The organism is Pseudomonas sp. NMI542_15, from assembly GCF_021283425.1.
Lineage (GTDB): Bacteria > Pseudomonadota > Gammaproteobacteria > Pseudomonadales > Pseudomonadaceae > Aquipseudomonas > Aquipseudomonas fortuita.
In genome coordinates this window covers 22,027-44,864 of sequence record NZ_JAJSRO010000032.1, presented here as the reverse complement: position 1 = coordinate 44,864, position 22,838 = coordinate 22,027, and the positions used below count along the sequence as shown (strand labels likewise).

At 65.4% G+C, this 22,838-nt stretch carries 18 protein-coding genes; 16 read left to right on the top strand and 2 right to left on the bottom strand.

Annotated features, from left to right (window positions below; translation table 11 throughout):
* Positions 1–84: 84 nt before the first annotated feature.
* Positions 85–2,742, bottom strand: a complete 2,658-nt coding sequence (locus LU684_RS30550; RefSeq protein WP_016485846.1) for a LuxR C-terminal-related transcriptional regulator — start codon at positions 2,740–2,742, stop codon at positions 85–87.
* Between the two features lie 275 nt (positions 2,743–3,017).
* Between LU684_RS30550 and LU684_RS28400 the strand changes: the two genes are divergently transcribed.
* From LU684_RS28400 to LU684_RS28355, 10 genes are all read left to right on the top strand, one after another.
* Positions 3,018–4,067, top strand: coding sequence for a phosphotransferase family protein (locus LU684_RS28400; RefSeq protein WP_095114673.1), 1,050 nt, complete (start codon positions 3,018–3,020; stop codon positions 4,065–4,067).
* Positions 4,064–4,426 carry a DUF6285 domain-containing protein gene (locus LU684_RS28395; protein ID WP_016485848.1) on the top strand — a complete coding sequence of 121 codons (363 nt, stop codon included), beginning with the start codon at positions 4,064–4,066 and terminating at the stop codon, positions 4,424–4,426. Before LU684_RS28400 ends, LU684_RS28395 begins: the two co-directional genes overlap by 4 nt.
* Positions 4,419–5,138 (top strand): histidine phosphatase family protein, encoded by a 720-nt coding sequence (locus LU684_RS28390; RefSeq protein ID WP_016485849.1) that lies wholly within the window; start codon positions 4,419–4,421, stop codon positions 5,136–5,138. The genes LU684_RS28395 and LU684_RS28390 overlap by 8 nt, the downstream gene beginning before the upstream one ends.
* Before the next feature lie 29 nt (positions 5,139–5,167).
* Positions 5,168–6,346 carry an acyl-CoA dehydrogenase family protein gene (locus LU684_RS28385; RefSeq protein WP_016485850.1) on the top strand — a complete coding sequence of 393 codons (1,179 nt, stop codon included), beginning with the start codon at positions 5,168–5,170 and terminating at the stop codon, positions 6,344–6,346.
* Positions 6,343–7,101: an SDR family NAD(P)-dependent oxidoreductase gene (locus LU684_RS28380; protein ID WP_232895280.1), complete on the top strand. Its 759-nt coding sequence runs from the start codon at positions 6,343–6,345 to the stop codon at positions 7,099–7,101. Before LU684_RS28385 ends, LU684_RS28380 begins: the two co-directional genes overlap by 4 nt.
* A 157-nt stretch (positions 7,102–7,258) precedes the next feature.
* A complete protein-coding gene (locus LU684_RS28375; protein WP_016485852.1) occupies positions 7,259–8,239 on the top strand; it encodes a quinone oxidoreductase family protein in 981 nt (326 codons plus the stop codon).
* A 13-nt stretch (positions 8,240–8,252) separates the two neighbouring features.
* On the top strand, positions 8,253–9,101 hold the full coding sequence (locus tag LU684_RS28370; RefSeq protein WP_016485853.1) for a TauD/TfdA dioxygenase family protein: 849 nt from the start codon (positions 8,253–8,255) through the stop codon (positions 9,099–9,101).
* A 97-nt stretch (positions 9,102–9,198) separates the two neighbouring features.
* Positions 9,199–10,533: an MFS transporter gene (locus tag LU684_RS28365; RefSeq protein WP_016485854.1), complete on the top strand. Its 1,335-nt coding sequence runs from the start codon at positions 9,199–9,201 to the stop codon at positions 10,531–10,533.
* Positions 10,530–11,192 carry a DsbA family oxidoreductase gene (locus LU684_RS28360; protein ID WP_016485855.1) on the top strand — a complete coding sequence of 221 codons (663 nt, stop codon included), beginning with the start codon at positions 10,530–10,532 and terminating at the stop codon, positions 11,190–11,192. Before LU684_RS28365 ends, LU684_RS28360 begins: the two co-directional genes overlap by 4 nt.
* Positions 11,189–12,199, top strand: a complete 1,011-nt coding sequence (locus LU684_RS28355) for a YeiH family protein (RefSeq protein WP_016485856.1) — start codon at positions 11,189–11,191, stop codon at positions 12,197–12,199. The genes LU684_RS28360 and LU684_RS28355 overlap by 4 nt, the downstream gene beginning before the upstream one ends.
* Positions 12,200–12,217: 18 nt before the next feature.
* On the opposite strand, the gene LU684_RS28350 is transcribed toward LU684_RS28355, so the two are convergent.
* Entirely contained in the window at positions 12,218–13,273 is a 1,056-nt protein-coding gene (locus LU684_RS28350; protein ID WP_232895279.1) for an AraC family transcriptional regulator, read from the bottom strand.
* 245 nt (positions 13,274–13,518) lie between these two features.
* On the opposite strand from LU684_RS28350, the gene LU684_RS28345 reads away from it, so the two are divergent.
* From LU684_RS28345 to LU684_RS28320, 6 genes are all read left to right on the top strand, one after another.
* A complete protein-coding gene (locus tag LU684_RS28345; protein ID WP_016485858.1) occupies positions 13,519–14,085 on the top strand; it encodes an RBBP9/YdeN family alpha/beta hydrolase in 567 nt (188 codons plus the stop codon).
* An 82-nt stretch (positions 14,086–14,167) separates the two neighbouring features.
* Entirely contained in the window at positions 14,168–16,033 is a 1,866-nt protein-coding gene (locus LU684_RS28340) for a DUF1302 domain-containing protein (RefSeq protein ID WP_016485859.1), read from the top strand.
* Positions 16,034–16,066: 33 nt separating this feature from the next.
* A complete protein-coding gene (locus tag LU684_RS28335) occupies positions 16,067–17,425 on the top strand; it encodes a DUF1329 domain-containing protein (RefSeq protein ID WP_232895278.1) in 1,359 nt (452 codons plus the stop codon).
* A gap of 64 nt (positions 17,426–17,489) precedes the next feature.
* Positions 17,490–18,566: a WD40/YVTN/BNR-like repeat-containing protein gene (locus tag LU684_RS28330; protein WP_016485861.1), complete on the top strand. Its 1,077-nt coding sequence runs from the start codon at positions 17,490–17,492 to the stop codon at positions 18,564–18,566.
* A 30-nt stretch (positions 18,567–18,596) separates the two neighbouring features.
* Positions 18,597–21,122: an efflux RND transporter permease subunit gene (locus LU684_RS28325; RefSeq protein ID WP_060519000.1), complete on the top strand. Its 2,526-nt coding sequence runs from the start codon at positions 18,597–18,599 to the stop codon at positions 21,120–21,122.
* 43 nt (positions 21,123–21,165) lie between these two features.
* Positions 21,166–22,806, top strand: coding sequence for a fatty acid--CoA ligase (locus LU684_RS28320; RefSeq protein WP_060518998.1), 1,641 nt, complete (start codon positions 21,166–21,168; stop codon positions 22,804–22,806).
* Positions 22,807–22,838: the final 32 nt, after the last annotated feature.

The following is a 22,838-nucleotide window of genomic DNA, read 5'->3' as shown; positions in this document are numbered from 1 at the left end:
GCATGTTGTAACAGGCAGGCCCGGGCACCGCGTCCACCCCGGGGTGGAATGGCGGGTGGAATCGCGGCGAGGGCCAGGTGGAGGTCAGCCCAGCAGTTGCAGTTCGCGCGCCGAACACAGGGCGCTGTCGCGGTCGGCCACGTCGAGCTTGCGGAACAGGTTGTTGATGTGGGTCTTGACCGTGCTAAGGCTGATGAACATCGCCTCGGCGATCTGCCCGTTGCTCTGCCCGCGGGCCATGCGCTGCAGCACTTCCAGCTCACGGCGCGAGAGCGGCACGATCAGGGCGCTTTCCACGTTTTCCTTGTTTGCCAGCAATGGCCGGAACAGGGCATTCAGGTGCTCGCGCAAGGGCGCTGGGGCCTGCAGGCCCAGGCGTTGGCGCACCTGGGGCAGCAGCAGTTGGCGCAGGGCCTCCAGGCAGACGTCACCTTCATACTGCAGCAGTTGGCCGAAGCCGTAGGTGCAGGCCAGTTGCAGCGCCTGTTCGAGGCTGAGCAGGGCGTCGTCGCGGGCGCCACGGTCCTGTAGCAGGGCAGCGTGGAGCAGCAGTGCGTCGACCAGCAGGCGGCGGTTGCCTTGGGCCTGCGCTTGAGCCTGCAAGCTCTGCTGGATCTGCCAGGCCTTGTCGCGCTGGCCGAGGTGGCGTTGCACCCAGGCATAGGCAAGCCACTCTTCCGGTAAGAGTTGCTCGCCATATTGGCGCCGGCACCAGTGCCATTGGTCGAGCCAGTCGGGCAGGTAGTCCTGGTCATTGTCGCGCAAGGCCAGGCGCGCGAGCCAGGCGCCGGCCTGGCGGTAGAGGGTAAGCAAACGGTTTTGGCGGGCCAGCCGGCGTACCTCTGCCCAGCGTGCCCTGGCCTGGCCGGTCTCGCCCAGCGCCCAGTGCAGGCATGCCTGGTGGTGAAACACCCAGGGCAGCGCAGCGCTGTGGGGGAAGCCCAGTGCCAGCACCTCGGCCTGGGCCAGGGCTTGGCGTGCCTGGGCCAGGCGGTTGGCTTGCAGCAGTGCCAGGCCTTTGCCCAGGTGGCGGAACAGTTCATAGAAGCGCCCCGAACTGCCGGCGGCAGGCAGCTCGGCCATGCCTTGCAGGCGCGCCCAGGCAGCATCGTTGGCACCCTGGGCCAGTTCGATCTGCGCCAGCAACAGTTGCAGCAGGTTGGTGTAGCCGCTCAGGCCAAAGCCCTGCAGCTCGCGTAGGGCGCGGCTGCCTTCGGTGTGGGCCTGCTCCAGTTGGCCGAGCGCCGCCAGGCAGTTGGCGCGGTCGAAATACAGCACCGAGCGCGCTGCGTTGTGCTGGGGAAACCGCTGCAGTGCCCGCGCCGCGAGGGCCAGGGCGTGCCCCAGGTTGCCGCCCAGGTAGGCCAGGCGGCTGCGCAAGAACATTACCGTCTGCTGCACCCGCTCGGGGTGGCGCGGCACTGCCTGGCGGCGCTGCAAGGCGTGTAGCTGGTGCAGGCACTGGCAGGCCTGGGCGATATCGTTGGTGACCATCACCGTGGAGGCCTCGGTCACCGCCAAGGTGAAGCTGTCGTTGCCAGCGTGGCCAGCGACCTCGTCGAGCACATCGACCAGGGTGTTGACCTTGCCCTCGCGCAGCAGCTCGAAACCGTGCCGGTCGACGATGTTGAGCACGGCATCCAGGTCGCGTGCCCGGCCGAACTGGTAGATCGCCTCGGTGTAGCGGCGCTGGGCTAGCAGCCAGCTGGCAGCCTGGCGGTGCAGCTGGCGCAGGCGTTGGGGGTCGCGTTGTTCCAGGCGTTGGTAGAGGCTGTTGCGCAGGGCAGGGTGGTAGCGGTACTCGGCGTGGCTGCCCTGGGGGACTTCGATGATCAGGTCCAGGCGCTGCAGCTGGCGCAGCGCGGCGGGCACGTCGGCATCGGCGGCCAGTTCGCTGGCAAGGCCTGCATCAAACACCTGGGCCACGGCGGTGTGTTCCAGAAATATCCGCAACGGCACGGGCAAGCGCTGCAGCCGTTCTTCCTCAAGAAACTGCCGGGCATGGGCATAGGCCTGGCGGGTGATCGGGCGCAGGTCAGCGGGGGCCTGGCCGGTGCTGTGCAGCGCCTCGCGGTAGGCCTCGAACCAGAACAGCACACCGCTAAGCCAGCCTTCGCTGCCGGCGCGCAGCTGGTACAGCGCATCGCTGCCCAGGTTGACGTCCCGGGCCTGTGCCAACTGGCGCGTCTCTTCGCTGTCCAGGGCCAGGTCACGGGCGCCCAGCACAATCAACCGACCCTCGCGGCGCAAGTGGGCCAGCGGCAGCGGGGGCGGTCCTTCGCTGGCGGCGACCAGGCGCAGCGCAGGCGGCGGGTCATGCAGCAGCGTGTCCAGGTACTGCCAGGCGGGCGCGGCGTTGAGCAGGTGCAGGTCGTCGAGCAGCAGCGTCAGCGGCGCCTGGCGGGCCTCCAGGTCGGCCAGAATCAGGCTCCACAGGTGCTCGGCCTGCGGTGTATCGCGTTGTTGCGCAGGCAGTTGCAGCGCAGCGTGCAGGTGCAGCAGCAGGGCCAGTGGCTGGTTCTCGGCGCGGGTCAGGCGCAGCCATGCCCAAGGCCCGGCCAGGCTGCGGGTGAACTGGCCAAGCAGTGTGCTCTTGCCATAGCCCAGCGGTGCTTGCAGGAGCACGACGCTGCCTTCGTCCAGGGCGTTGGCCAACTGGTCGAGCAGCCGCGCTCGCACCACCCCCCTGGTCGGCTCGGCGGGCGGGCGAAGCTGGTTCGGTTTGAGCGCGGGAAGATGCATGGCTAGCAGGTTCCATCGGTTTGGCCAGACATCCTAGCCGAGCGCACGCCCGGCGCGGGGAAATTCTGCTGGGGGAGGGCAGTGGCTTGCTGTGCAGAATTGAACGGCGGTTTCAGCTGTGCAATGGCGCTGTTCAAGTTTGATTTGAATGGCGTTGAGTGCGCTGAAAGATTAGATACAACTTATTGATTTTTAAGCGAATATTTAATTCATAGGAAGCTGGCAACCATCTTGCTTAGAGCCACGGCACTCGTGAACAGTGAGTTGGACCGACCATGCCAAGCAGTCATTTAGCGCAGCAATCCAGTGCTCGCATCGACGTCGCAGACGCCCATGAGGTGCTGTCTGCCTATTTACAGGAGCGCCTTCACGGCCAGCCGGTGCGCATTACCCATAGCGAGCGATTGTCGGGTGGCGCCATCCAGGAGAACTGGTTGATCAAGGCCGAGGTTGCCGGTGTGCCGCAACGTTGGGTACTGCGTACCGATGCGGCTTCCGCCGTGGCCGCCAGCATGAGCCGCGCGCAGGAGTTCGCCGTGCTCAGCGCCGCTCACCAAGTGGGTGTGAAGGTGCCCGAGCCACTGTGGCTGTGCCAGATGCCACAAGTGATCGGGCGCGATTTCTTCATCATGCAGGCCCTGGCCGGCCACGCTGGCGGCCACCACTTGACCAGCAGCCAAGGCGCCCCCGAGGGCGACCCGGGGCTGTGCCGGGCGCTTGGGGCCAACCTCGCACGCTTGCACCAGCTGCGCCCGCCGCAATCGGCGCTGGCGTTCCTGCCTGCACCGGTGGCCGATGCCGTGCAGGCCAGCGTCGACCAGTACCGCCTGTTCCTCGATGCCTTGCCGGGTAGCCACCCGATCATCGAATGGGGCCTGCGCTGGTGCGAGCTGAACAAGCCTGCCCCCCTTGCCACTTGCCTGATCCACCGCGACTACCGCACAGGCAACTACATGGTCGAGGAAGGTGAGCTCTGCGGCGTGCTGGACTGGGAATTTGCCGGTTGGGGCGACCCCCGCGAAGACCTGGGCTGGTTCACCGCACGCTGCTGGCGGTTTGCCCGGCCGGACCTGGCGGCGGGCGGCATCGGCCGCCTGGACGACCTGCTCGCCGGCTACCGCAGCGTCTCGCCACTCGACCTGGACAGCGAAACGCTGCGTTTCTGGCAGGTCATGGCCCACCTGCGCTGGGCGGTGATCGCCCTGCAGCAGGCCGAACGCCATGCCTCAGGCCAGCAACGCTCGCTGGAACTGGCGCTGACCGGGCGCATGGTCAGCGAGCTCGAACAGGAACTGCTGTTGCTCACCCAAGGAGGCCGCGCATGAACCCGCCCGATGCCCAGGACTTGCTGCTGACGGCGCGTGACGCCCTGCTCAGACAGTTGTTGCCCGCATTGCCGGCACACTTGCACTACGAGGCGCGGATGGTGGCCAGCGCCTTGCTGATCGCCAGCCGCGAGGCTGCCCAGGGTGCGGCCTGTGCCGACATCGAACGCCAGGCTATGGCCGGGTTGGTGCAAGGCCAGGCCTCGCTCGAGCAAGCCCGCAGCGAACTCGCCCAGCGTATTCGCTTGGGTGCCTTCGACCAGGCCGGCGAGCCCCGCGCCCACCTGCTGGCGGCACTGCGCACCATCAACCGTGCACAACTGAGCATCACCAACCCCAAGGTATTGGCCCATGACTGAACAGCCTGCCCAGCCGGTGCGCCGCCGCCGCTGCTACCTGGTCCGCCATGGCCATGTCGACTACTTCGACACCAGCGGCCGTCCCCTCGACCCGCGCAGCGTGGCGTTGTCGGCCAACGGCGTAGCCCAGGCCCAGGCGCTGGGGCAGGTGCTGGCGCACACGCCATTCGACCGCGCCGTGTGCTCAGACTACCCGCGCACCCGGCAAACCCTCGACCAGCTCCTGGGCGGCCGCGTCCAGCCTGTGGAAGAGCACGCCGGGTTTCGTGAGATCCGTGCCGGCCGCTTGCGGGAAATCCCCCGTGAATACCTGCACCGTGAAGTGGCCCAGGCCTACCAGCTCGCCGATCACCCCGACGCAGCCTTCTTGCGCGGTGAGCCTTGGGCCGCGTTCCAGCAACGCGTGCTGGGCAGCTTCCAGCAGTTGCTGGAAGCACCTGACTGGAACGCGCTGCTGCTGGTCAGCCACGATGCGGTCAACCGCATTCTTCTGGCCTGGGCCTGCGGCGCCGGCCTTGGTGCCTTGGCTGCCTTCGAGCAAGACCCGGCCTGCCTGAACATCGTCGACATCGACATGGCGGGCCCGCAGGCGCTGCGTGCCTACATCCGCACCCTCAACTACTCAGCCTACGACCCTGCCAAGGCAACGATCGACCAGACCGTCATGGAGCATGTGCACGCCTCCATCGACCCACGTCGCCTGCTCGCCTGACCCTGATGACCCTGCTAAGGAATACCGCCATGCATTTCGCCCTGTCTGCCGAGTTGACTGCCCTGCAAGCCAAAGTACGGCAGTTCGTCGCTGACGTCGTCATCCCCCTGGAGCGCGACCGGCGCCAGACCCCCCACGGTCCGTCGCCCGAGCTGCGCCAGGTGCTGATCGAGCGCGCCCGTGAACACGGCCTGCTGACTCCGCATGCCTCGCGTGAGATGGGCGGGCTGGGACTGAGCCACATCGAGAAGGCGATCATCTTTGAAGAGGCCGGCTATTCGCCGCTTGGGCCGGTAGCCCTGAACATCCATGCCCCCGACGAAGGCAACATACACCTGATGGAACAAGTGGCAACGCCTGCGCAAAAAGACCGCTGGCTCAAGCCGCTGGTGCAGGGCCGGATCCGCTCCTGCTTCGCCATGACCGAGCCAAGCCCGGGCGCCGGCTCCGATCCTTCGATGCTCACCACCCAGGCCGTACGCGACGGCGACGACTACATCATCAACGGCCAGAAGTGGTTCATCACCGGTGCCGAAGGCGCGCAAGTGGCAATCATCATGGCGCGCATGGAAGACGGCAGCGCGACCATGTTCCTCACCGACACCGACCGCCCCGGTTTCATCCTCGAGCGCATGATGGACTCGCTCGACAGCTGTTTCGCCGGCGGCCACGCGGTGCTGCGCTTCGACAACCTGCGCATTCCCGCCAGCGATGTGCTGGGCGAAGTGGGCAAAGGTTTCCGTTACGCCCAGGTGCGCCTGGCCCCGGCGCGCCTGACTCATTGCATGCGCTGGCTCGGCCAGGCCCGTCGTGCCCATGACGAAGCCTGCCGCTACGCCAACCACCGGGTATCGTTCGGCAAGCCGCTGGGCGAGCATCAGGGCGTAGGCTTCATGCTCGCCGACAACGATATGGACCTGCACACCACGCGCCTGTCGATCTGGCACTGCGCCTGGGTACTGGACCAGGGCGAGCGCGGCAACTTCGAGTCGAGCATGGCCAAGGTGCTCAGCTCCGAGGCCATCTGGCGGGTGATCGACCGTTGTGTGCAGGTGCTCGGCGGGCAGGGCGTTACCGGCGAGTCGATCGTCGAGCGGATTTTCCGCGATGCGCGCAGTTTCCGCATCTATGACGGCCCCAACGAAGTGCACCGCATGAGCCTGGCGAAGAAGATCCTCGCCCGTACCGCGCCGGGGGTGGCCGGATGAACCTGGACAGCTATCGCAACCAGGTGGTGATGATCACCGGCGCCGCCAGCGGTTTTGGCGCATTGTTGGCCGAGCGCCTGGCCGGGTTGGGCGCCCACCTGGTGCTCGGCGACCGCAACGTGACGGGCCTGGAGCGGGTGGCCGGCACCTTGCGCGAGGCCGGCGCCACAGTGCTGGCGGTGCCGTGCGACGTGACCCGTGAGGTGCAGGTCAAGGCGCTGGTGGACGCGGCCATGGCCACCTTCGGCCGCCTCGATGTGGGGGTGAACAACGCCGGGATACTTATGCCGATGAAGCGCTTCGTCGACACCACCGAAGAAGAGCTGGACCGCAGCCACGCGGTCAACACCAAGGGCGTCTTCTTCTGCATGCAACAACAGCTGCGCCAGATGTTGCCGCAAGGCGGCGGGGTGATCCTCAACATCGCCTCCATGGCCGGGCTCGGCGGTGCGCCCAAGCTGGCCGCCTATGCGGCGGCCAAGCATGCGGTGGTCGGGCTGACCCGAACCGCAGCGGTCGAATACGCCCGCCGAGGCATCCGCGTCAATGCGCTGTGCCCGTTCTACAGCGCCACGCCCATGGTTACCGGGAGCGATGTGGGCGAGGAACAGGCGTTTCTCGCCCAGGGCTCGCCGATGAAGCGCCTGGGTACCCCCGACGAAATCGTGGCGGCCATGCTGATGCTGTGCGCCCGTGAAAACAGCTACATGACCGGCCAGGCGATCGCCGTGGATGGCGGTATTTCGGCGTTCTGAGCCATGCCAGCCGCGCCCCGGCACTGAAACCGGGGGCGCTGTCATGAACTGAAAAACCGTTGTCGTCCGATGATAAGCGGCGTATTGCGCAACGGCCTAAATTGCCCTTCAAGACGCATGTTGCTGTTCAACAAAAACTACAAGAAGGGAGATTGGCATGGCCAAAGCGGTACGTTTCTACGAAACCGGAGGGCCTGAGGTCCTGCGCTACGAAGACGTCGAAGTCGGCGAACCGGGCCCTGGGCAGGTGCGCCTGCGGCACGTGGCGGTCGGCTTGAACTACGCCGACACCTATTTCCGCAACGGCACCTACCCGATCCCGCTGGCCAACGGCATGGGCGTGGAAGCGTCCGGCGTGGTCCAGGCGGTGGGCGAGGGGGTCAGCGACGTAGCGGTCGGCGACCGGGTGACCTACACCGGCTTCATGAATACCCTCGGCGCCTACAGCACCGAGCGCCTGATCCCTGCCGCGCCGCTGATCAAGCTGCCGGAAACCATCGCGTTCGAAACGGCCGCGGCCATGACCATGCGCGGCCTCACGGCCTCGTACCTGATGCGTCGCCTGTACGACTTCAAACCGGGTGACAGCATCCTGCTGCACGCCGCTGCGGGTGGTGTCGGCTTGATCGTCTCGCAGTGGGCCAAGCTGCTGGGGCTGACCGTGATCGGTACCGTGTCCACCGACGCCAAGGCCGAATTGGCGCGTGCCCATGGTTGCGACCACACCATCAACTACAGCCACGAAGACGTGGCCAAGCGCGTGCGCGAGCTGACCGATGGGGTTGGCGTCAACGTGGTGTTCGACAGCGTCGGGCGCACTACCTTCATGGGCTCGCTGGACTCGCTCAAGCGCCGTGGCCTGATGGTCTGCGTGGGCACCGCTTCTGGCACCATCGAACCGTTCGACCCGCAGATCCTGGCGATGAAGGGCTCGTTGTTCCTGACCCGCCCGGCACTGGCCGACTATATCGCCGACCCGGCTGAGAAAGCCGCCCTGGCAGGCGAGCTGTTCGGCCATGTGGCCAGTGGCCGCATCAAGATCGAGATCAACCAGCACTACGCCTTGCAGGACGCAGTTCAGGCGCACCGTGATCTGGAGTCGCGCAAGACCACCGGTTCGTCGATCTTCGTCATCTGAGGAGGGCACTGCCATGCAAGTCGAACAATTGACCTGCGCCATCGGTGCTGAACTGCTTGGCGTCAGGCTGGCCGATGCGATTCATGATGACGGCCTGTTTGCAGAGGTCCGTGCCCAGTTGCTCAAGCACCGGGTGCTGTTCCTGCGCGACCAGGACATCAGCCGCGCCGACCACGTGGCGTTCGCCCGCCGCTTTGGCGAGCTGGAGGACCACCCCGTGGTCGGCAGCGACCCGGACCACCCCGGCCTGGTGCGGATCTACAAATCGCCGGAAACGCCGGTAGACCGCTATGAAAATGCCTGGCACACCGATGCCACCTGGCGTGAAGCACCGCCGATGGGGTGCGTGCTGCGCTGCGTGGAAAGCCCTGCGGTGGGCGGCGACACCCTGTGGACCAACATGGTGCTGGCCTACGACAACCTGCCTACCGAGATCAAGGCGCGCATCGAGGGCCTGCGTGCCCGGCACAGCATCGAGGCCAGCTTCGGCGCCGCCATGCCGATCGAAAAGCGCCTTGCCCTCAAGGCCCTCTTTCCCGATGCCGAGCATCCGGTGGTGCGTACCCACCCGGAAACCGGCGAGAAGGTGCTGTTCGTCAACGCCTTCGCCACCCATTTCAGCAACTACCACACCCCCGAGCGCGTGCGTTTCGGCCAGGACGCCAACCCCGGCGCGGGCGAATTGCTGCGCTACCTGATCAGCCAGGCCTACATCCCCGAGTACCAGGTGCGCTGGCGCTGGAAGCCCAACAGCATTGCCATCTGGGACAACCGCAGTACCCAGCATTACGCCGTCATGGATTACCCCGCCTGCCACCGCAAGATGGAGCGCGCCGGGATCATGGGGGATGCGACTTTCTGACCCGCCAGACACGTTGGGGCCGCAATGCGGCCCCAATCGCTACGCGATAGCCTGTAAGCAATAACAACAATAAAACTCAGATATCCGAGGAGGCAGCATGGCCACCTATCACGCCAGTGCGGCAGAACCAGGCACTGATACTTCGCTCGGCATTCCACGGCGCTACGCCTGGATCGTTTTCGCCCTGACCTTCGGCCTGCTGATTTCCGACTACATGTCGCGGCAAGTGCTCAACGCCGTATTCCCGCTGCTCAAGCAGGAATGGCAGCTCAGCGACAGCCAGCTGGGGCTGCTCAGCGGCATCGTCGCGCTGATGGTCGGTTTGCTGACCTTCCCCCTGTCGTTGCTGGCCGACCGCATTGGCCGGATCAAGAGCCTGACGTTCATGGCCGTGATGTGGAGCCTGGCGACCTTGGGTTGCGCCCTGGCGGAAAACTACCAGCAGATGTTCATCGCACGCTTTCTGGTTGGTGTCGGCGAGGCGGCCTACGGCAGCGTCGGTATTGCCGTGGTGGTGGCGGTGTTCCCGCGTGAGATGCGCGCCACCCTGGCCGGCTCGTTCATGGCCGGTGGCATGTTCGGTTCGGTACTGGGCATGGGCCTGGGCGGTGTGATGGCCCAGCACCTGGGGTGGCGCTGGGCATTCGCCGGCATGGCCTTCTTTGGTTTGGCGCTGGCGCTGCTGTATCCGCTCATCGTGCGCGAGGCGCGCATTGCCCCCAAAGGCCTGGCGGCAACGCCCGACAAGGCTGCGCTCAAGGCAATGCGGCCACTGCGTACCCTGTATTCAAGCCGCTCGGTCATCAGCGCCTATGTCGGCAGCGGTTTGCAGTTGTTCGTCGGTGGCACGGTGATCGTGTGGTTCCCCAGCTACCTGAACCGCTACTACGCCATGAGCACTGACCGCGCCGGCGCCGTGGCTGCGATTATCGTGCTGTGCAGCGGGGTGGGCATCGTGCTGTGCGGCATGCTTTGCGACCGCATGGGGCGCAAGCGCCCGGACCACAAAATCAGCCTGGCCATCGCCTACTGCCTGGGCAGTTGTGTGCTGCTGTCAGTGGCCTTTGCCTTGCCGCCGGGCATGCCGCAACTGGTGCTGATTTGCCTGGGCATGATGATCGCCGCCGGCACCAATGGCCCGTCCAGCGCCATGGTCGCCAACCTCACCCACTACACGGTGCACGGCACCGCGTTTGCCACGCTGACCTTGTGCAACAACCTGCTCGGGTTGGCCACCGGCCCGCTGATCACCGGCAAGGTGTCTGACCTGATCGGCTTGCAGTCGGCATTCCAGCTGGTGCCGTTGATCAGCATCGGCGCAGCAGCGGTGTTCATTTATGCCAAGCGTCACTATCACCTGGACATGGCGCGCCTGCAGCTCGGTGAAACCGCCCAGGCACCTGTCCAGCCAGAACTGGAGGCCCGTTCGTGAAGCGTTTGTTGTCGATTGATGTGTACTTCGATTTTATCTGCCCGTGGTGCTTGATAGGCCGCCGGCAATTGCAAGCCGCCCTGGTGCAGTTCAAGGCAGCGCAGCCAGAGGTCGAGGTCAACCTGGCCTGGCAGGGCGTGCAACTGTTGCCTGAGCTGCCATTTGACGGCCAGCCGTTCGCCGAGTTTTACCGGCGACGCCTGGGCAGCGATCAGGCCGTGCGGCAACGTCAGGCCCAGGTGCGCGAAGCGGCCAGCGCCGTCGGCGAGCAGATCGAATTCAGCCGCATCGAGCGCATGCCCAATACCGCCGACGCCCATCGCTTGTTGCTTCACGCCAGTGAGCTGGGCAATGAAGCACAGGTAGAGGCACTGCTGGAGCGGTTACTGGCTGCGTATTTCAAGCAGGGTGAAGACCTGGGCGACCGCGCTACGCTGTTGTGCATCGCCGAGCAGTGCGGCTTTGCCCCCGAGGCCCTGGCCGGCAGCGTGCGTGGCGATGGCCTGCCGTTCGTCAGTGCCGGCGCCGACATCGCCGGCCGTGGCGTGCCGTGCTTCGTTTTCGATGACCGGCTGCAAGTGGTTGGTGCGCAGCCGGCCGAGGCCTTGCTGGAGGCCATGCATCTGGCGGTGTCGGGCCTGGCGGAGAGGGAGGCATGAGCACGCTGGCGTTTGCCTGGGTCAACAACCGGGTGCGCGACCTGGCCCCGGGCCTGATCGTCAGCCTGATCGCCGCGGGTGCGGCGAGTTTCCTGGCCGAACACTACGGCGCGCCGGTGATGCTGTTCGCCCTGTTGCTGGGGCTGGCGCTGAACTTTCTGAGCGCGGACGGCAAGTGCAAGGCCGGCATCGAGTTTACCGCGCGCAGCGTGCTGCGCCTGGGCGTCGCGCTGCTGGGGATGCGCATCACCCTGGAGCAGATGGCTGGCCTTGGCTGGAAGGCGGTGGCGCTGGTGGTGATCCTGGTGGTGGTGACCATCGGCGTGTCGATGGTGGCGGCCAAGGCCATGGGCTTCCAGCGCCTGTTCGGCATGCTGACAGGCGGCGCCACGGCGATCTGCGGTGCTTCGGCGGCGCTGGCGCTGGCTGCTGCGCTGCCCAGCCACCCGCAGAAGGAACGGGCGACGCTGTTCACGGTGATCGGCGTGTCGGCGCTGTCGACCCTGGCGATGATCCTCTACCCGATGATCGCCAATGCCCTGGGCCTGTCGCCGCAAGCCGCCGGCGTGTTCCTCGGCGCCACCATCCATGATGTCGCGCAGGTGGTGGGGGCCGGCTACAGCATGTCCACCGAAACCGGTGATACCGCCACGGTGGTCAAGCTGATGCGCGTGGCCATGCTGGTGCCGGTGATCGTCGTCGCGGCCATGATCGCGCGTCGCCAGGGTATCGACAGTACCGGCAAGCGCCCGCCGTTGCTGCCATGGTTCGCGGTCGGCTTCATGATCCTTGCCTGCGTCAACAGCACCGGCTGGGTGCCGCTGGCGGTGCAGGGCAGTATCAACGAACTGTCGCGTGGGTGCCTGGTGGTATCGATCGCAGCCCTGGGCATGAAAACCCAGCTCAAGGAGCTGGCCGCCGTAGGCATCAAGCCGATTTTGCTGATGGTGGGCGAGACGGTGTTCCTGGTGCTGCTGGTGCTGGGCCTGATGCACGTCGGCCTGTAGCCCAGAGGCCCAGGGCCGTCAGCGTGCGCTGGTGGTCGCCTGGGCGGCGCTGCGGTTGCGTCTGGTTTGTGTGTGCGGCTCATGCTGCGCACGCCAGGTGGCTGGCGGCTGGCCGAACTGGTTGATGAACCAGCGGGTGAACGAGCTGTGCATGGAATAACCGAGCATGTCGGCGATGCGCCCCAGCGAATAGCCAGGGCTTTCCAGGTAGCGCACCACCAGGTCGCGGCGTACGCCGTTGACCAGCTCGCTGAAGGTCGCGCCTTCTTCTTCCAGGCGCCGCTGCAAGCTGCGCACGTTCATGCCCTGGGTCTGGGCGATGTGCTCGATGGTGGCGCGGCCCATGGGCATCAGCAGGAAGATCGCCTTGCGCACTTCCAGCGTCAGTGATGGCAGGTTTTCGTCCTGCAGCAACCCCACATAACGTTGCGCCAGCCGCGCCATGCCTTCGTTGGCCTGGGGGTTGGCGGTGTCCAGGTCGGATGCCGAGCAGACGATGCCATTGAAGTCGGTGTTGAACTCCAGTTTGCAGCCGAAGATGCGCCGGTGGATGGCCAAGTCAGCGGGGGCGGCGTGGGTGAAGTTGGCGCTGATCGGGTGCCAGTGCGAGCCCAGTAGCGCCGAGCAGAAGCGGTGCATCACGCCGATGGCCAGCTCGATAGCCTGGCGGCTGTGCATCGGCTGGTCAGTGATGACCTCCTGGCGGATGATCACCGTCTTGCCGATTTCCTCGATGTGGATGGCCAGTGCGTTGTTGAGCAGGTGGCGGTACTGCACGATCACCTGCAGGGCGTCGCGCAGCGAGTGCTGATGGCTGATCAGCAGGCTGACCTGGCCAAAGTCCGACAACTGGCGGAGTTCGGCCATGCGCAGGCCGAAGCCTTCGCAGCCGCTCAGCCGCGCCGACTCCTCCAGCACGTTGATGGCAGCGGCCACCGGGATGCGTTGATCGGGGGTTTCCAGCAGCGATGCACTGAGGCCGGCCTGAGCCAGCAGGCCATGGCCGTTGAGGCCCAGATGGCGTGAAACTTCCAGGTAATTGGTGAGGGTTGCAGCACGGGCGAGCACGGTCATTTTATTGTTTTCCACGTGATCTTGATGAGCTTCCGCTGCGCTGGCGGGTGGTCTTTATATAGCGGTTGTGTCGTCAGATGCAAAGCCATTTCCGAGCAGCGGAGCCCGGGGCCGGGCGGCACGGCAGCCGTGTCATCAACTGAAAAGTTCGTGACGCGCAATGTAAAGCGGCTGGCAGGGCGACTCTTTACTCTGGCTTCAAGCAGTCGGCAATCGACCAAGTTGACCAGAGCAAGGGCCCTGACGTGGAAAAACTGCAAACCGCCGCAACCGTGCTGATCGTGCCTGGCTTGCGCGACCATGTACCCGAACATTGGCAAACCCTGCTGCAAGCGCGCCTGGGCAAGGTGCGCTCGGTACCACCGCTGGAAACCGACAAGCTCAGTTGCAGCGCCCGCGTCGAAGCGATCGAGCGCGAACTGGCCAGCATTGACGGCCCGGTGATCCTGGTCGCGCACAGCGCCGGTGTGCTGATGGTGGCGCACTGGGCCGCCCGCTACCAACGCCCGATCAAGGGCGCCTTGCTGGCCGCCCCACCGGACCTGGATACCGATTGGCCGGCCAATTATCCCACCCCCGACAGCCTGCGCGCCAACGGCTGGGCACCCCTGCCAAGCGGCCGGCTGCCATTCCCCAGCCTGGTCGCGGCCAGCAGCAACGACCACCTGGCGAGCTTCGAAGCCGTCGCCCGCATGGCCGACGAGTGGGGCAGCGAGCTGGTCGATCTCGGCGCCGTTGGCCACCTCAACCCAGCCTCGGGCTTCGGCCCATGGCCACACGCCGAGGCCTTGATCCAGCAACTCGATCGCTAAACCGCCCGGGGCACGCGCACTCAGGGTCAGGCCGGCGCCCGATCGTTGCTGGCACCTTGCACATCCCAAGCAGAGATACCGCATGAACAACAATAAGAACGTTCTCTTCTGCCTTCACCGCCGCAATCTGTTGGCCACGCTGGTGCTGGTCGCCGGCGCGCCGGCTGCCCAGGCATTTCAGCTTGACCTCGCCGACCCTGACTGGAACGTGCGCTTCGACAACACCGCCAAGCTCAGCTACGGCCAGCGCGTCGAGGGCCAGAACGCCAAGGTCGCCCGCACCGCCAACCTCAACGACGGTGACAAGAACTTCAGCGTCGGCAGCGCGGTGACCCAGCGGGTCGACCTGCTGACCGAACTGGACGTGGTGTACCAGGGCAACATGGGCATGCGTGTCAGTGCTGCGAGCTGGTACGACCACGCTTATGACGACGTGGGCTCCAATTCCAACCCGTTTCCCGGCCAGGCGGGCAATGCCGGCAACCTGGTGCTGGCGCGCCCGGCCGGTGGCCTGCCGGCTGGCACTGTGCTGCAGGGCGGCCCGTCCAGGCGCCATGGCCTGAGCAATTACAGCGACCGGTACTACAACGGCCCGTCTGGCGAATTCCTCGATGCCTTTGTGTTCTACAGCACCGAAATCGGTGACGAGTCAATGGTGAGCGGCAAGCTCGGCTGGCACTCGCTGTACTGGGGCGAGACCTTGTTCAACGCCGCCAACGGCATCAACTATGGCCAGTCGGCACTGGACCTGGCCAAGCTGTACAACGTGCCCGGCACCGAAACCAAGGAACTGTTCCTGCCGCGCAAGCAGCTGTCGCTGAGCTACACGATCAACCCGGAACTGACCCTGGCGGCCCAGTACTTTCTCGAATTCGAAAACTCGCGCCTGCCTGAAGGGGGCACCTACATGGGCGCCTACGACATGCTTGGCGACGGTGCCGACATTTTCTGGCTGCCGGTGCCCAACGCAGTCGGCGGTGCCGGTGCCTTCTATGGCGCACCCCGCGGGCATGACATCCGCCCGCACAACAGCGGCGACTTCGGTGTAATGGCCAAGTGGAGCCCGGAATGGCTCGACGGCACCCTGGGCTTCTACTACCGCAATACCTCCGACCCGACCCCCGCGGTGCTGATCAATGCCCCCAACCTGCACACGGGCAGCCTGGAAGGCACTAGCTACATGACGGCCTATGCCGACGATATCGATATCTACGGCATCAGCCTGGCCAAGAGCGTCGGTCCGGTGAGCGTGGGGCTGGACGTCAACTACCGCGAAAACATGCCGCTGATCAGCAACTTCACCACGATCAACGGGCCGCTGTACGGTGCCCTGGCCGGCACCGCCGGCGGCACCAACCTGATCGGCGAAGTGCCAGGCCACGGTGAAACCGGGCTGGCCCGCGGCAAGACCTTGCATGTGGTACTCAACGGCTTGGTGTCGTTCGGCGCCACGCCGTTGTGGAACGCTTCGTCGCTGGCCGTGGAAGGCGCCATGACCCATCTGGTCAGCGTCGACAAGGGCGAGCAAACCTTCAAGGGCGACGCCAGCTACGAAGGCGTCGACAAGGTCACCACCAACGCCTACACCCTGGCAGTCAACTTCACCCCGACCTGGTTCCAGGCGCTGCCAGGGGTCGATATCACACTGCCGCTGTCCTACAACGTTGGCCTCAAGGGCAACTCGGCCGTGCAGCTGGGCGGTAACGAAGACGCCGGCAGCTACTCGATCGGGATCGCCGCCGACGTCTACCAGAAGTACAAGTTCGACCTGAAGTACGTCGACTCCTTCGGCAAGTTCGATACCTGCGAAACCGGCACCGACAACAACACCCCGGGCACCAACGGGCGCTACCAGTGCATCCCCGGGCAGATCACTTCGCAGGCTGGGCTTGCACCGCTGCTGAAAGATCGCGGCATGGTCACGGCCTCGTTCAAGACCACCTTCTGAAGCTCCTAGTACAACAACAAGCGGAGAAACGCGATGAAGTATCTCAATAGCCTGCTGTCGGCCTCGCTTGCGGTCGTTATTGCCGGTAGTGCCCATGCGGCCGCCCCGGCCCAGGACGTCGCCCGGCTGGGCAAGGACCTGACCATGGTCGGCGCCGACAAGGCCGCCAGTACCGACGGCGCGATCCCGGCCTACCAGGGTGGCCTGAACACCCCGCCCGCCGGCTTCAAGCAGGGCGATACCCTGCGCCCGGACCCCTTCGCCTCGGAGAAACCGCTGCTGGTGATCGACGGCAAGAACGTCGACCAGTACAAGGATTCGCTGACCGCTACCACCGTGGAGCTGGCCAAGCGCTTCCCGAGCTTCCACATCGATGTGTACCCGAGCCACCGCACCGCGGCGTTGCCCAAGGTGCTGCTCGACAACACCCTGAAAAATGCCGCCAATGCCAAGTCCCTGCAGGACGGCATGGCCATCGAAAATGTGCTGCCCGGCGTGCCGTTCCCGATCCCGCAGTCGGGCGCCGAGGCCATGTGGAACCACCTGCTGCGCTACCAGGGTGTGGCCCAGAAGGCCAAGTATGACTCCTGGAACGTCGACTCCGCCGGTGTCGCGGCCCTGGCCACCACGGGCCTGGCGTACAACGCCTACCCGATCTACGAAGACATGAACAAAGTCATCGAACCCAAGGACATCTACTTCCAGACCAAGCTGTACTTCGAAGGCCCGGCGCGCCGCGCCGGTGAGTCGATGATGCTCAAGGACGCCGCCAACCCGCTGGTACAAGAGCGCCGCGCCTGGCAGTACCTGCCAGGGCAGCGCCGGGTGAAGCTGGCGCCGAACCTGGCCTACGACACACCCAACCCAGGCACCGCAGGCTCCGGTACCTTCGACGACGTGTACGTGTTCAACGGTGCGCTGGACCGATACGACTGGCAACTGCTCGGCAAGAAAGAAATGTACGTGCCGTACAACACCTACAAGCTCACCTACATCCACGACCCGAAGGCCCTGACCACGCCGAACCACCTCTCGCCCGACCAGGTGCGCTGGGAAAAGCACCGTGTCTGGGTAGTGGAAGGCACCCTCAAGGGCAATGCCCGCCACATCTATGCCAAGCGCCGCTTCTACCTTGACGAGGACAGCTGGTTTGCACTGGCTTCTGACCAGTACGACGCCCGTGGCCAGCTGTATCGCGGCTCGTTCAGCTTCTTCACCCAGAGCTACGACGTGCAGATTCCCAACAACAACCCGCACGTGGTCTACGACCTGGTCGGTGGCACCTACAACGTCAACGGCCTGATCGGCCCGCACGGCGGTATCGAGTACATCGCCCCTCTGTCCAAGGCGCAGTGGTCACCGGAAGCACTGGCCGGCGCCGGCATTCGCTGACCCCGATGACCCGTCTGGCGGCGGCCCGCAAGTGGCCGCCGTCAGGTTTTGCAGAGGATGTGGCATGGCTTCTTTGAACAAGTATGCGCCGTGGGCGTTGGCAATCACGCTCGCCCTGGGCGGCAGCTGCGGTGTGGCCCAGGCGGCCTATGTCGATGTGCTGGACCTGCCGGCCGAGCCTAGCGCGCTAGCGGTGCACAGCGCCCTGCGCGATGTGGTGCGGGCCGGCGAGCGGCTGGTCGCGGTGGGGCCCCGTGGGCACATCGTGTATTCCGACAATCAGGGCCAGGACTGGCGCCAGGCCAGCGTGCCAGTCAGCGCCGACCTCAATGCCCTGGCGTTCCCAACCCCCCAGGAAGGGTGGGCGGCAGGCAACGATGGCGTGGTGCTGCACAGTCGTGATGGCGGTGTGAACTGGGCCGTGCAGCTCGATGGCCGGAAGATCGGTGCACTGGTCACGGCCCATTACCAGGCCTTGGCACAGGCCCACCCCGACGATGCGCAATGGCCGCAGTTCGCCGCCGAAGGCCAGCGCCTGGAGCAGGAGGGTGCCGACAAGCCGTTTCTGGGTGTGTGGTTCACCGACACCCGGCACGGCTATGTGGTGGGCGTGTTCAACCTGATCCTGCGCACCGACGACGGTGGCGAAAGCTGGGTGCCGATGCAGGACCGCACCGACAACCCGCAAGGCCTGCACCTCAATGCCATCCGGGCGGTCGGCGATGACCTTTACGTGGCCGGCGAACAGGGCCTGCTGCTTAAGTGGAATGCCCGGCAGCAGCGCTTCGTCGCCCTGCCTGGCCCTTACCAGGGCACCTGGTTCGGCATTCTCGGCAAGCCCGGCGAAGTGCTTGCCTACGGCCTGCGTGGCCACGTGGCGCGCAGCCTCGACGGCGGCCAGAGCTGGACCAAGGTGGACACCGGGCTGGGCCAGAGCATCACCGCCGCCAGCCTCGACAGCCAGGGTGACTACTGGCTGTTCAGCCAGGCCGGGCATGTGCTGCGCAGCCACGACGGCGGTCAGAGCTTCGCCCTGCAACCGCAGGTGCCGCTGGCACCTGTGGCGGCTGCCCTGCAGACCCGCGGCAACGGCACCGTGCTGGTAGGTGAGCGCGGCGTGCGCGTGCTGCCAGCCCGCTAAGACCCACAAGTATTCCAAGAGAGCCTCGTGATGGCCAACATCAAGCAAGACACCATGCCGGTGATCCGCGACCTGCGGGATTTCGATCCACGTTCCGGCAACCTGCTCGAACGCATGATCTTCAACTATCGCCCGCTGTTCATGCTGTTCATGGTGCTGGCCACGCTGGTGCTCGGCTATGTGGCTGTCACTCGCCTGGAACTGCGGCCCAGCTTCGAGAAAATGATCCCGCAGAGCCAGCCCTACATCCAGAACTACCTCGACAACCGCAAGTCGCTGCGCGGCCTGGGCAACTCGGTGCGGGTGGTGGTGGAGAACACCCAGGGCGATATCTTCGACCCCGAATACCTGGACGTGCTGAAAAAGATCAACGACGAGCTGTTCCTTGCCCAGGGCGTCGATCGTGCCTGGATGAAGTCGTTGTGGAGCCCAGGCGTGCGCTGGACCGAGGTCACGGAGGAGGGCTTCCAGGGTGGCGCGGTGATGCCCGATGACTACCAGGGCAAACCGGCCGACATCGAGCAGTTGCGCCAGAACATCAACCGTGCCGGTATTGTCGGCAGCCTGGTGGCGAGCGACTTCAAGTCCAGCATGCTGGTGGTGCCGCTGCTCGACCACGACCTGGCTACCGGGCGCGGTATCGACTACCGGCAGTTCTCGCAGATGCTCGAACAGCAGTTGCGCGACACGTACGAATACGGCGGCGACAGCAAGGCGCGCGCGTCTGGCAAGGAAGGCGAGGGCAAGTACAAGGTGCGGGTCATCGGGTTTGCCAAGCTGATGGGCGACCTGATCGACGGCCTGATCCAGGTGATGATGTTCTTCGCCCTGGCGGTGGTCACCTCGCTGGTGATTATCTTCCTGTACACCCGCTGCGTGCGCAGTACCCTCTTGGTGGTGTTCTGCTCCCTGGCGGCGGTGGTGTGGCAGTTGGGCATTGTCGGTTGGCTCGGCTATGCCATCGACCCGTACTCGATCCTGGTGCCGTTCCTGATCTTCGCCATCGGCGTGTCGCACGCGGCGCAGAAGATGAACGGCATCATGCAGGACGTCGGCCGTGGCACCCACAAGCTGGTGGCGGCGCGCTATACCTTCCGCCGCCTGTTCGTGGCCGGGGTTACGGCGCTGCTGGCGGACGCCGTGGGCTTTGCCGTGCTGATGCTGATCGACATTCCGGTGATCAAGGACCTGGCGATCACCGCCAGCATCGGCGTGGCGGTATTGATCTTCACCTCGTTGCTGTTGATTCCAGTGTCGCTGTCTTACGTTGGCGTTGGCCGCAAGGCGTCGGAGCGTGCCTTGCGTATCGACCAGCGCGCCGCCGAGCACCGGGGCTTTGGCAAGTTGTGGGACGCCCTCGACCGCTTTACCACGCGCAAGTGGGCCACCGGCGCGTTGCTGGTAGCCACGTTGCTGGGCCTGGGCGGTTTCTGGGTGAGCCTGCAGCTGAAGATCGGCGACCTCGACAGCGGCGCGCCGGAGCTGCGCGCCGATTCGCGCTACAACCGCGACAACGCCTACATCACCAGCCACTACGCGCTGTCCAGCGACCTGTTCGCGGTGATGATCAAGACCCCGCCGGAAGGCTGCCTGAGCTACAAGACGCTGATCCTCGCCGACCGCCTGGCCTGGCAGTTGCAGCAGTACCCCGGGGTGCAGACCACAGTGTCGCTGGTCAACGCCGTGCGCCAGATCACCGCAGGCGCCTTCGAAGGCAACCCGAAGATGAGCAGCCTGCAGCGCAACCAGGACATGCTCAACTACGCCGCCCAGCAGGCTTCGGTCAACGCCCCGGAGCTGTTCAACACCGATTGCTCGATGATGCCGGTGATCGCCTACCTCAAGGACCACAAGGCCCAGACCCTGGACGACGTGGTGGCCATCGCCGACCGCTTCGCCCGCGAAAACAGCAGCCCCGACCGGCAGTTTCTGCTGGCCGCCGGCAGCGCCGGTATCGAAGCTGCCACCAACATCGTGGTGCGCGAAGCCAACCGCACCATGCTGCTGTTCGTCTACCTGGCGGTCACGCTGTTCTGCCTGATCACCTTCCGCAGCTGGCGCGCGACCTTGGTGGCGCTGCTGCCTCTGGTGCTGACTTCAGTGCTGTGCGAAGCGCTGATGGTGGCCATGGGCATTGGCGTGAAAGTGGCCACCTTGCCGGTGATCGCCCTGGGCGTCGGCATCGGCGTGGACTACGCGCTGTACCTGCTCAGTGTGCAGCTGCACTACCAGCGGCAGGGCCGCACCCTGGGCGAGGCGTACCAGAACGCCGTGGCCTTCACCGGCCGGGTGGTCGGGCTGGTGGGTATCACCCTGGCTGCCGGCGTGGTCGCCTGGGCATGGTCGCCAATCAAGTTCCAGGCCGACATGGGCATCCTGCTGACCTTCATGTTCCTCTGGAACATGCTCGGCGCACTGCTGCTGATCCCGGCCCTGTCGCACTTCCTGCTGCCGGACAAGCGCTTTGTCGCGGCGGCCCCCGCGCATTGCGAAGCCGCACCACAGCCCCGTGACAGTGCCCAGGTACCACGCGCGCAAGCGCGGGTGCAGGCGTAGTCAGCTCTTAGTCGATTCGAACATGGAAACTGGAACCAACGTCATGGCCAAGACAAAAATAATGCCGCCGGCAGCCGGCGCCTATGCCTACCCCTTGCTGATCAAACGCCTGCTGATGTCGGGTGTGCAACACCAGCCGGACCAGCAGATCGTCTACGCCGACACGCTGCGCTACACCTACCGCGAGCTCGAGCAGCGGGTGCGGCGCCTGGCCAACGTGCTGCGCGCGGCCGGCGTGCAGGCCGGTGACACCGTCGCGCTGCTGGACTGGGACAGCCACCGTTCGCTGGAATGCTTCTTCGCCGTGCCGATGATTGGCGCGGTGCTGCACACAGTGAACATTCGCCTGTCGCCGGAGCAGGTGGCCTACACCATGAACCACGCCGGGGATGACCTGGTGCTGGTGCATGACGACTTCGTGCCGCTGCTGGAGCAGCTGCACGGCCAGTTGGGCAAGGTCAAAGGCTACCTGCAACTGACGGACCGGGAGGCTGCGGCCACGTCGCTGCCGGTGCTCGGCGAGTACGAAGCGCTGCTGGATGCAGCCAGCCCCGAGGCCGAGTTCGAGGACTTCGACGAGCAGTCGGTGGCCACGCTGTTCTACACCACCGGCACCACCGGCAACCCCAAGGGGGTGTACTTCTCGCACCGCCAGCTGGTGCTGCACACCCTGAACCAGTTAGGCACCTTCGCCGCCTACGACGGCCAGCCGTTGCTGCGATCCAGCGACGTGTACATGCCGATCACCCCGATGTTCCATGTGCACGCCTGGGGCGTGCCCTACACGGCCACGATGCTGGGCATCAAGCAGGTGTATCCGGGCCGCTACGAGCCGGACAAGCTGGTGCGCCTGTACCGCGATGAGGGGGTGACGTTCTCCCACTGCGTACCCACCTTGCTGCAGATGATGCTCGACAGCGAGCAAGGCCGGCACACCGATTTCAGCCGCTGGAAGATCCTGCTCGGCGGCAGCGCGCTTACCCATGGCCTGGCGCGTCAGGCCAGCGAGCGCGGCATGCTGATCTTCAGCGGTTACGGCATGTCGGAAACCTGCCCGCTGCTGACCCTGACCCACCTGCACGACGAAGACCTGGCCTTGCCCATGTGCGAACAGGTGGCGCAGCGGATCAAGACCGGCGCCCCGGTGGCGATGGTCGACCTGCGCATCGTTGATGCGGCGGGCGTCGAGGTGGCCCACGACGGTGAGTCGCTGGGCGAGATCGTGGTGCGTTCGCCGTGGCTGACCCAGGGGTACCTGCACGAGCCGGAAAAGGGTGCCGAACTGTGGCAGGACGGTTGGCTGCACACCGGCGACATGGGCTCGATCGACCGCCACGGGGTGCTGGAGATCAAGGACCGCATCAAGGACGTGATCAAGACCGGGGGTGAGTGGATCAGCTCGCTGGCGCTGGAGAACCTGATCAGCCAGCACGCTGCGGTCAATGCCGTGGCGGTGGTGGGCATTCCCGACGAGCACTGGGGCGAGCGGCCGATTGCGCTGGTGGTGTGCATGCCGGGTGACAGCCTCGATCAGGTAGGGCTCGAAGCGCACCTGAAGCAGTTTGTCGACAGTGGCCAGATCAACAAGTGGGCGATTCCGCGCCAGGTGCACTTCGTGGCGGACATCCCCAAGACCAGTGTTGGCAAGATCAACAAGAAGCTGATCCGCGAGATGCATTGCTGAAACCCAATAGCCGTCGGTCTGTACCGACACCT

Excerpts from the sequence above, each read along its gene's own strand:
- LU684_RS28355 (WP_016485856.1), top strand. The coding sequence starts at position 11,189 with ATGAGCACGCTGGCGTTTGCCTGGGTCAACAACCGGGTGCGCGACCTG.
- LU684_RS28320 (WP_060518998.1), top strand. The coding sequence starts at position 21,166 with ATGGCCAAGACAAAAATAATGCCGCCGGCAGCCGGCGCCTATGCCTAC.
- LU684_RS28375 (WP_016485852.1), top strand. The coding sequence starts at position 7,259 with ATGGCCAAAGCGGTACGTTTCTACGAAACCGGAGGGCCTGAGGTCCTG.
- LU684_RS28340 (WP_016485859.1), top strand. The coding sequence starts at position 14,168 with ATGAACAACAATAAGAACGTTCTCTTCTGCCTTCACCGCCGCAATCTG.
- LU684_RS28365 (WP_016485854.1), top strand. The coding sequence starts at position 9,199 with ATGGCCACCTATCACGCCAGTGCGGCAGAACCAGGCACTGATACTTCG.
- LU684_RS28335 (WP_232895278.1), top strand. The coding sequence starts at position 16,067 with ATGAAGTATCTCAATAGCCTGCTGTCGGCCTCGCTTGCGGTCGTTATT.
- LU684_RS28370 (WP_016485853.1), top strand. The coding sequence starts at position 8,253 with ATGCAAGTCGAACAATTGACCTGCGCCATCGGTGCTGAACTGCTTGGC.
- LU684_RS28330 (WP_016485861.1), top strand. The coding sequence starts at position 17,490 with ATGGCTTCTTTGAACAAGTATGCGCCGTGGGCGTTGGCAATCACGCTC.
- LU684_RS28390 (WP_016485849.1), top strand. The coding sequence starts at position 4,419 with ATGACTGAACAGCCTGCCCAGCCGGTGCGCCGCCGCCGCTGCTACCTG.
- LU684_RS28325 (WP_060519000.1), top strand. The coding sequence starts at position 18,597 with ATGGCCAACATCAAGCAAGACACCATGCCGGTGATCCGCGACCTGCGG.
- LU684_RS30550 (WP_016485846.1), bottom strand. The coding sequence starts at position 2,742 with ATGCATCTTCCCGCGCTCAAACCGAACCAGCTTCGCCCGCCCGCCGAG.
- LU684_RS28400 (WP_095114673.1), top strand. The coding sequence starts at position 3,018 with ATGCCAAGCAGTCATTTAGCGCAGCAATCCAGTGCTCGCATCGACGTC.
- LU684_RS28380 (WP_232895280.1), top strand. The coding sequence starts at position 6,343 with ATGAACCTGGACAGCTATCGCAACCAGGTGGTGATGATCACCGGCGCC.
- LU684_RS28350 (WP_232895279.1), bottom strand. The coding sequence starts at position 13,273 with ATGACCGTGCTCGCCCGTGCTGCAACCCTCACCAATTACCTGGAAGTT.
- LU684_RS28385 (WP_016485850.1), top strand. The coding sequence starts at position 5,168 with ATGCATTTCGCCCTGTCTGCCGAGTTGACTGCCCTGCAAGCCAAAGTA.
- LU684_RS28395 (WP_016485848.1), top strand. The coding sequence starts at position 4,064 with ATGAACCCGCCCGATGCCCAGGACTTGCTGCTGACGGCGCGTGACGCC.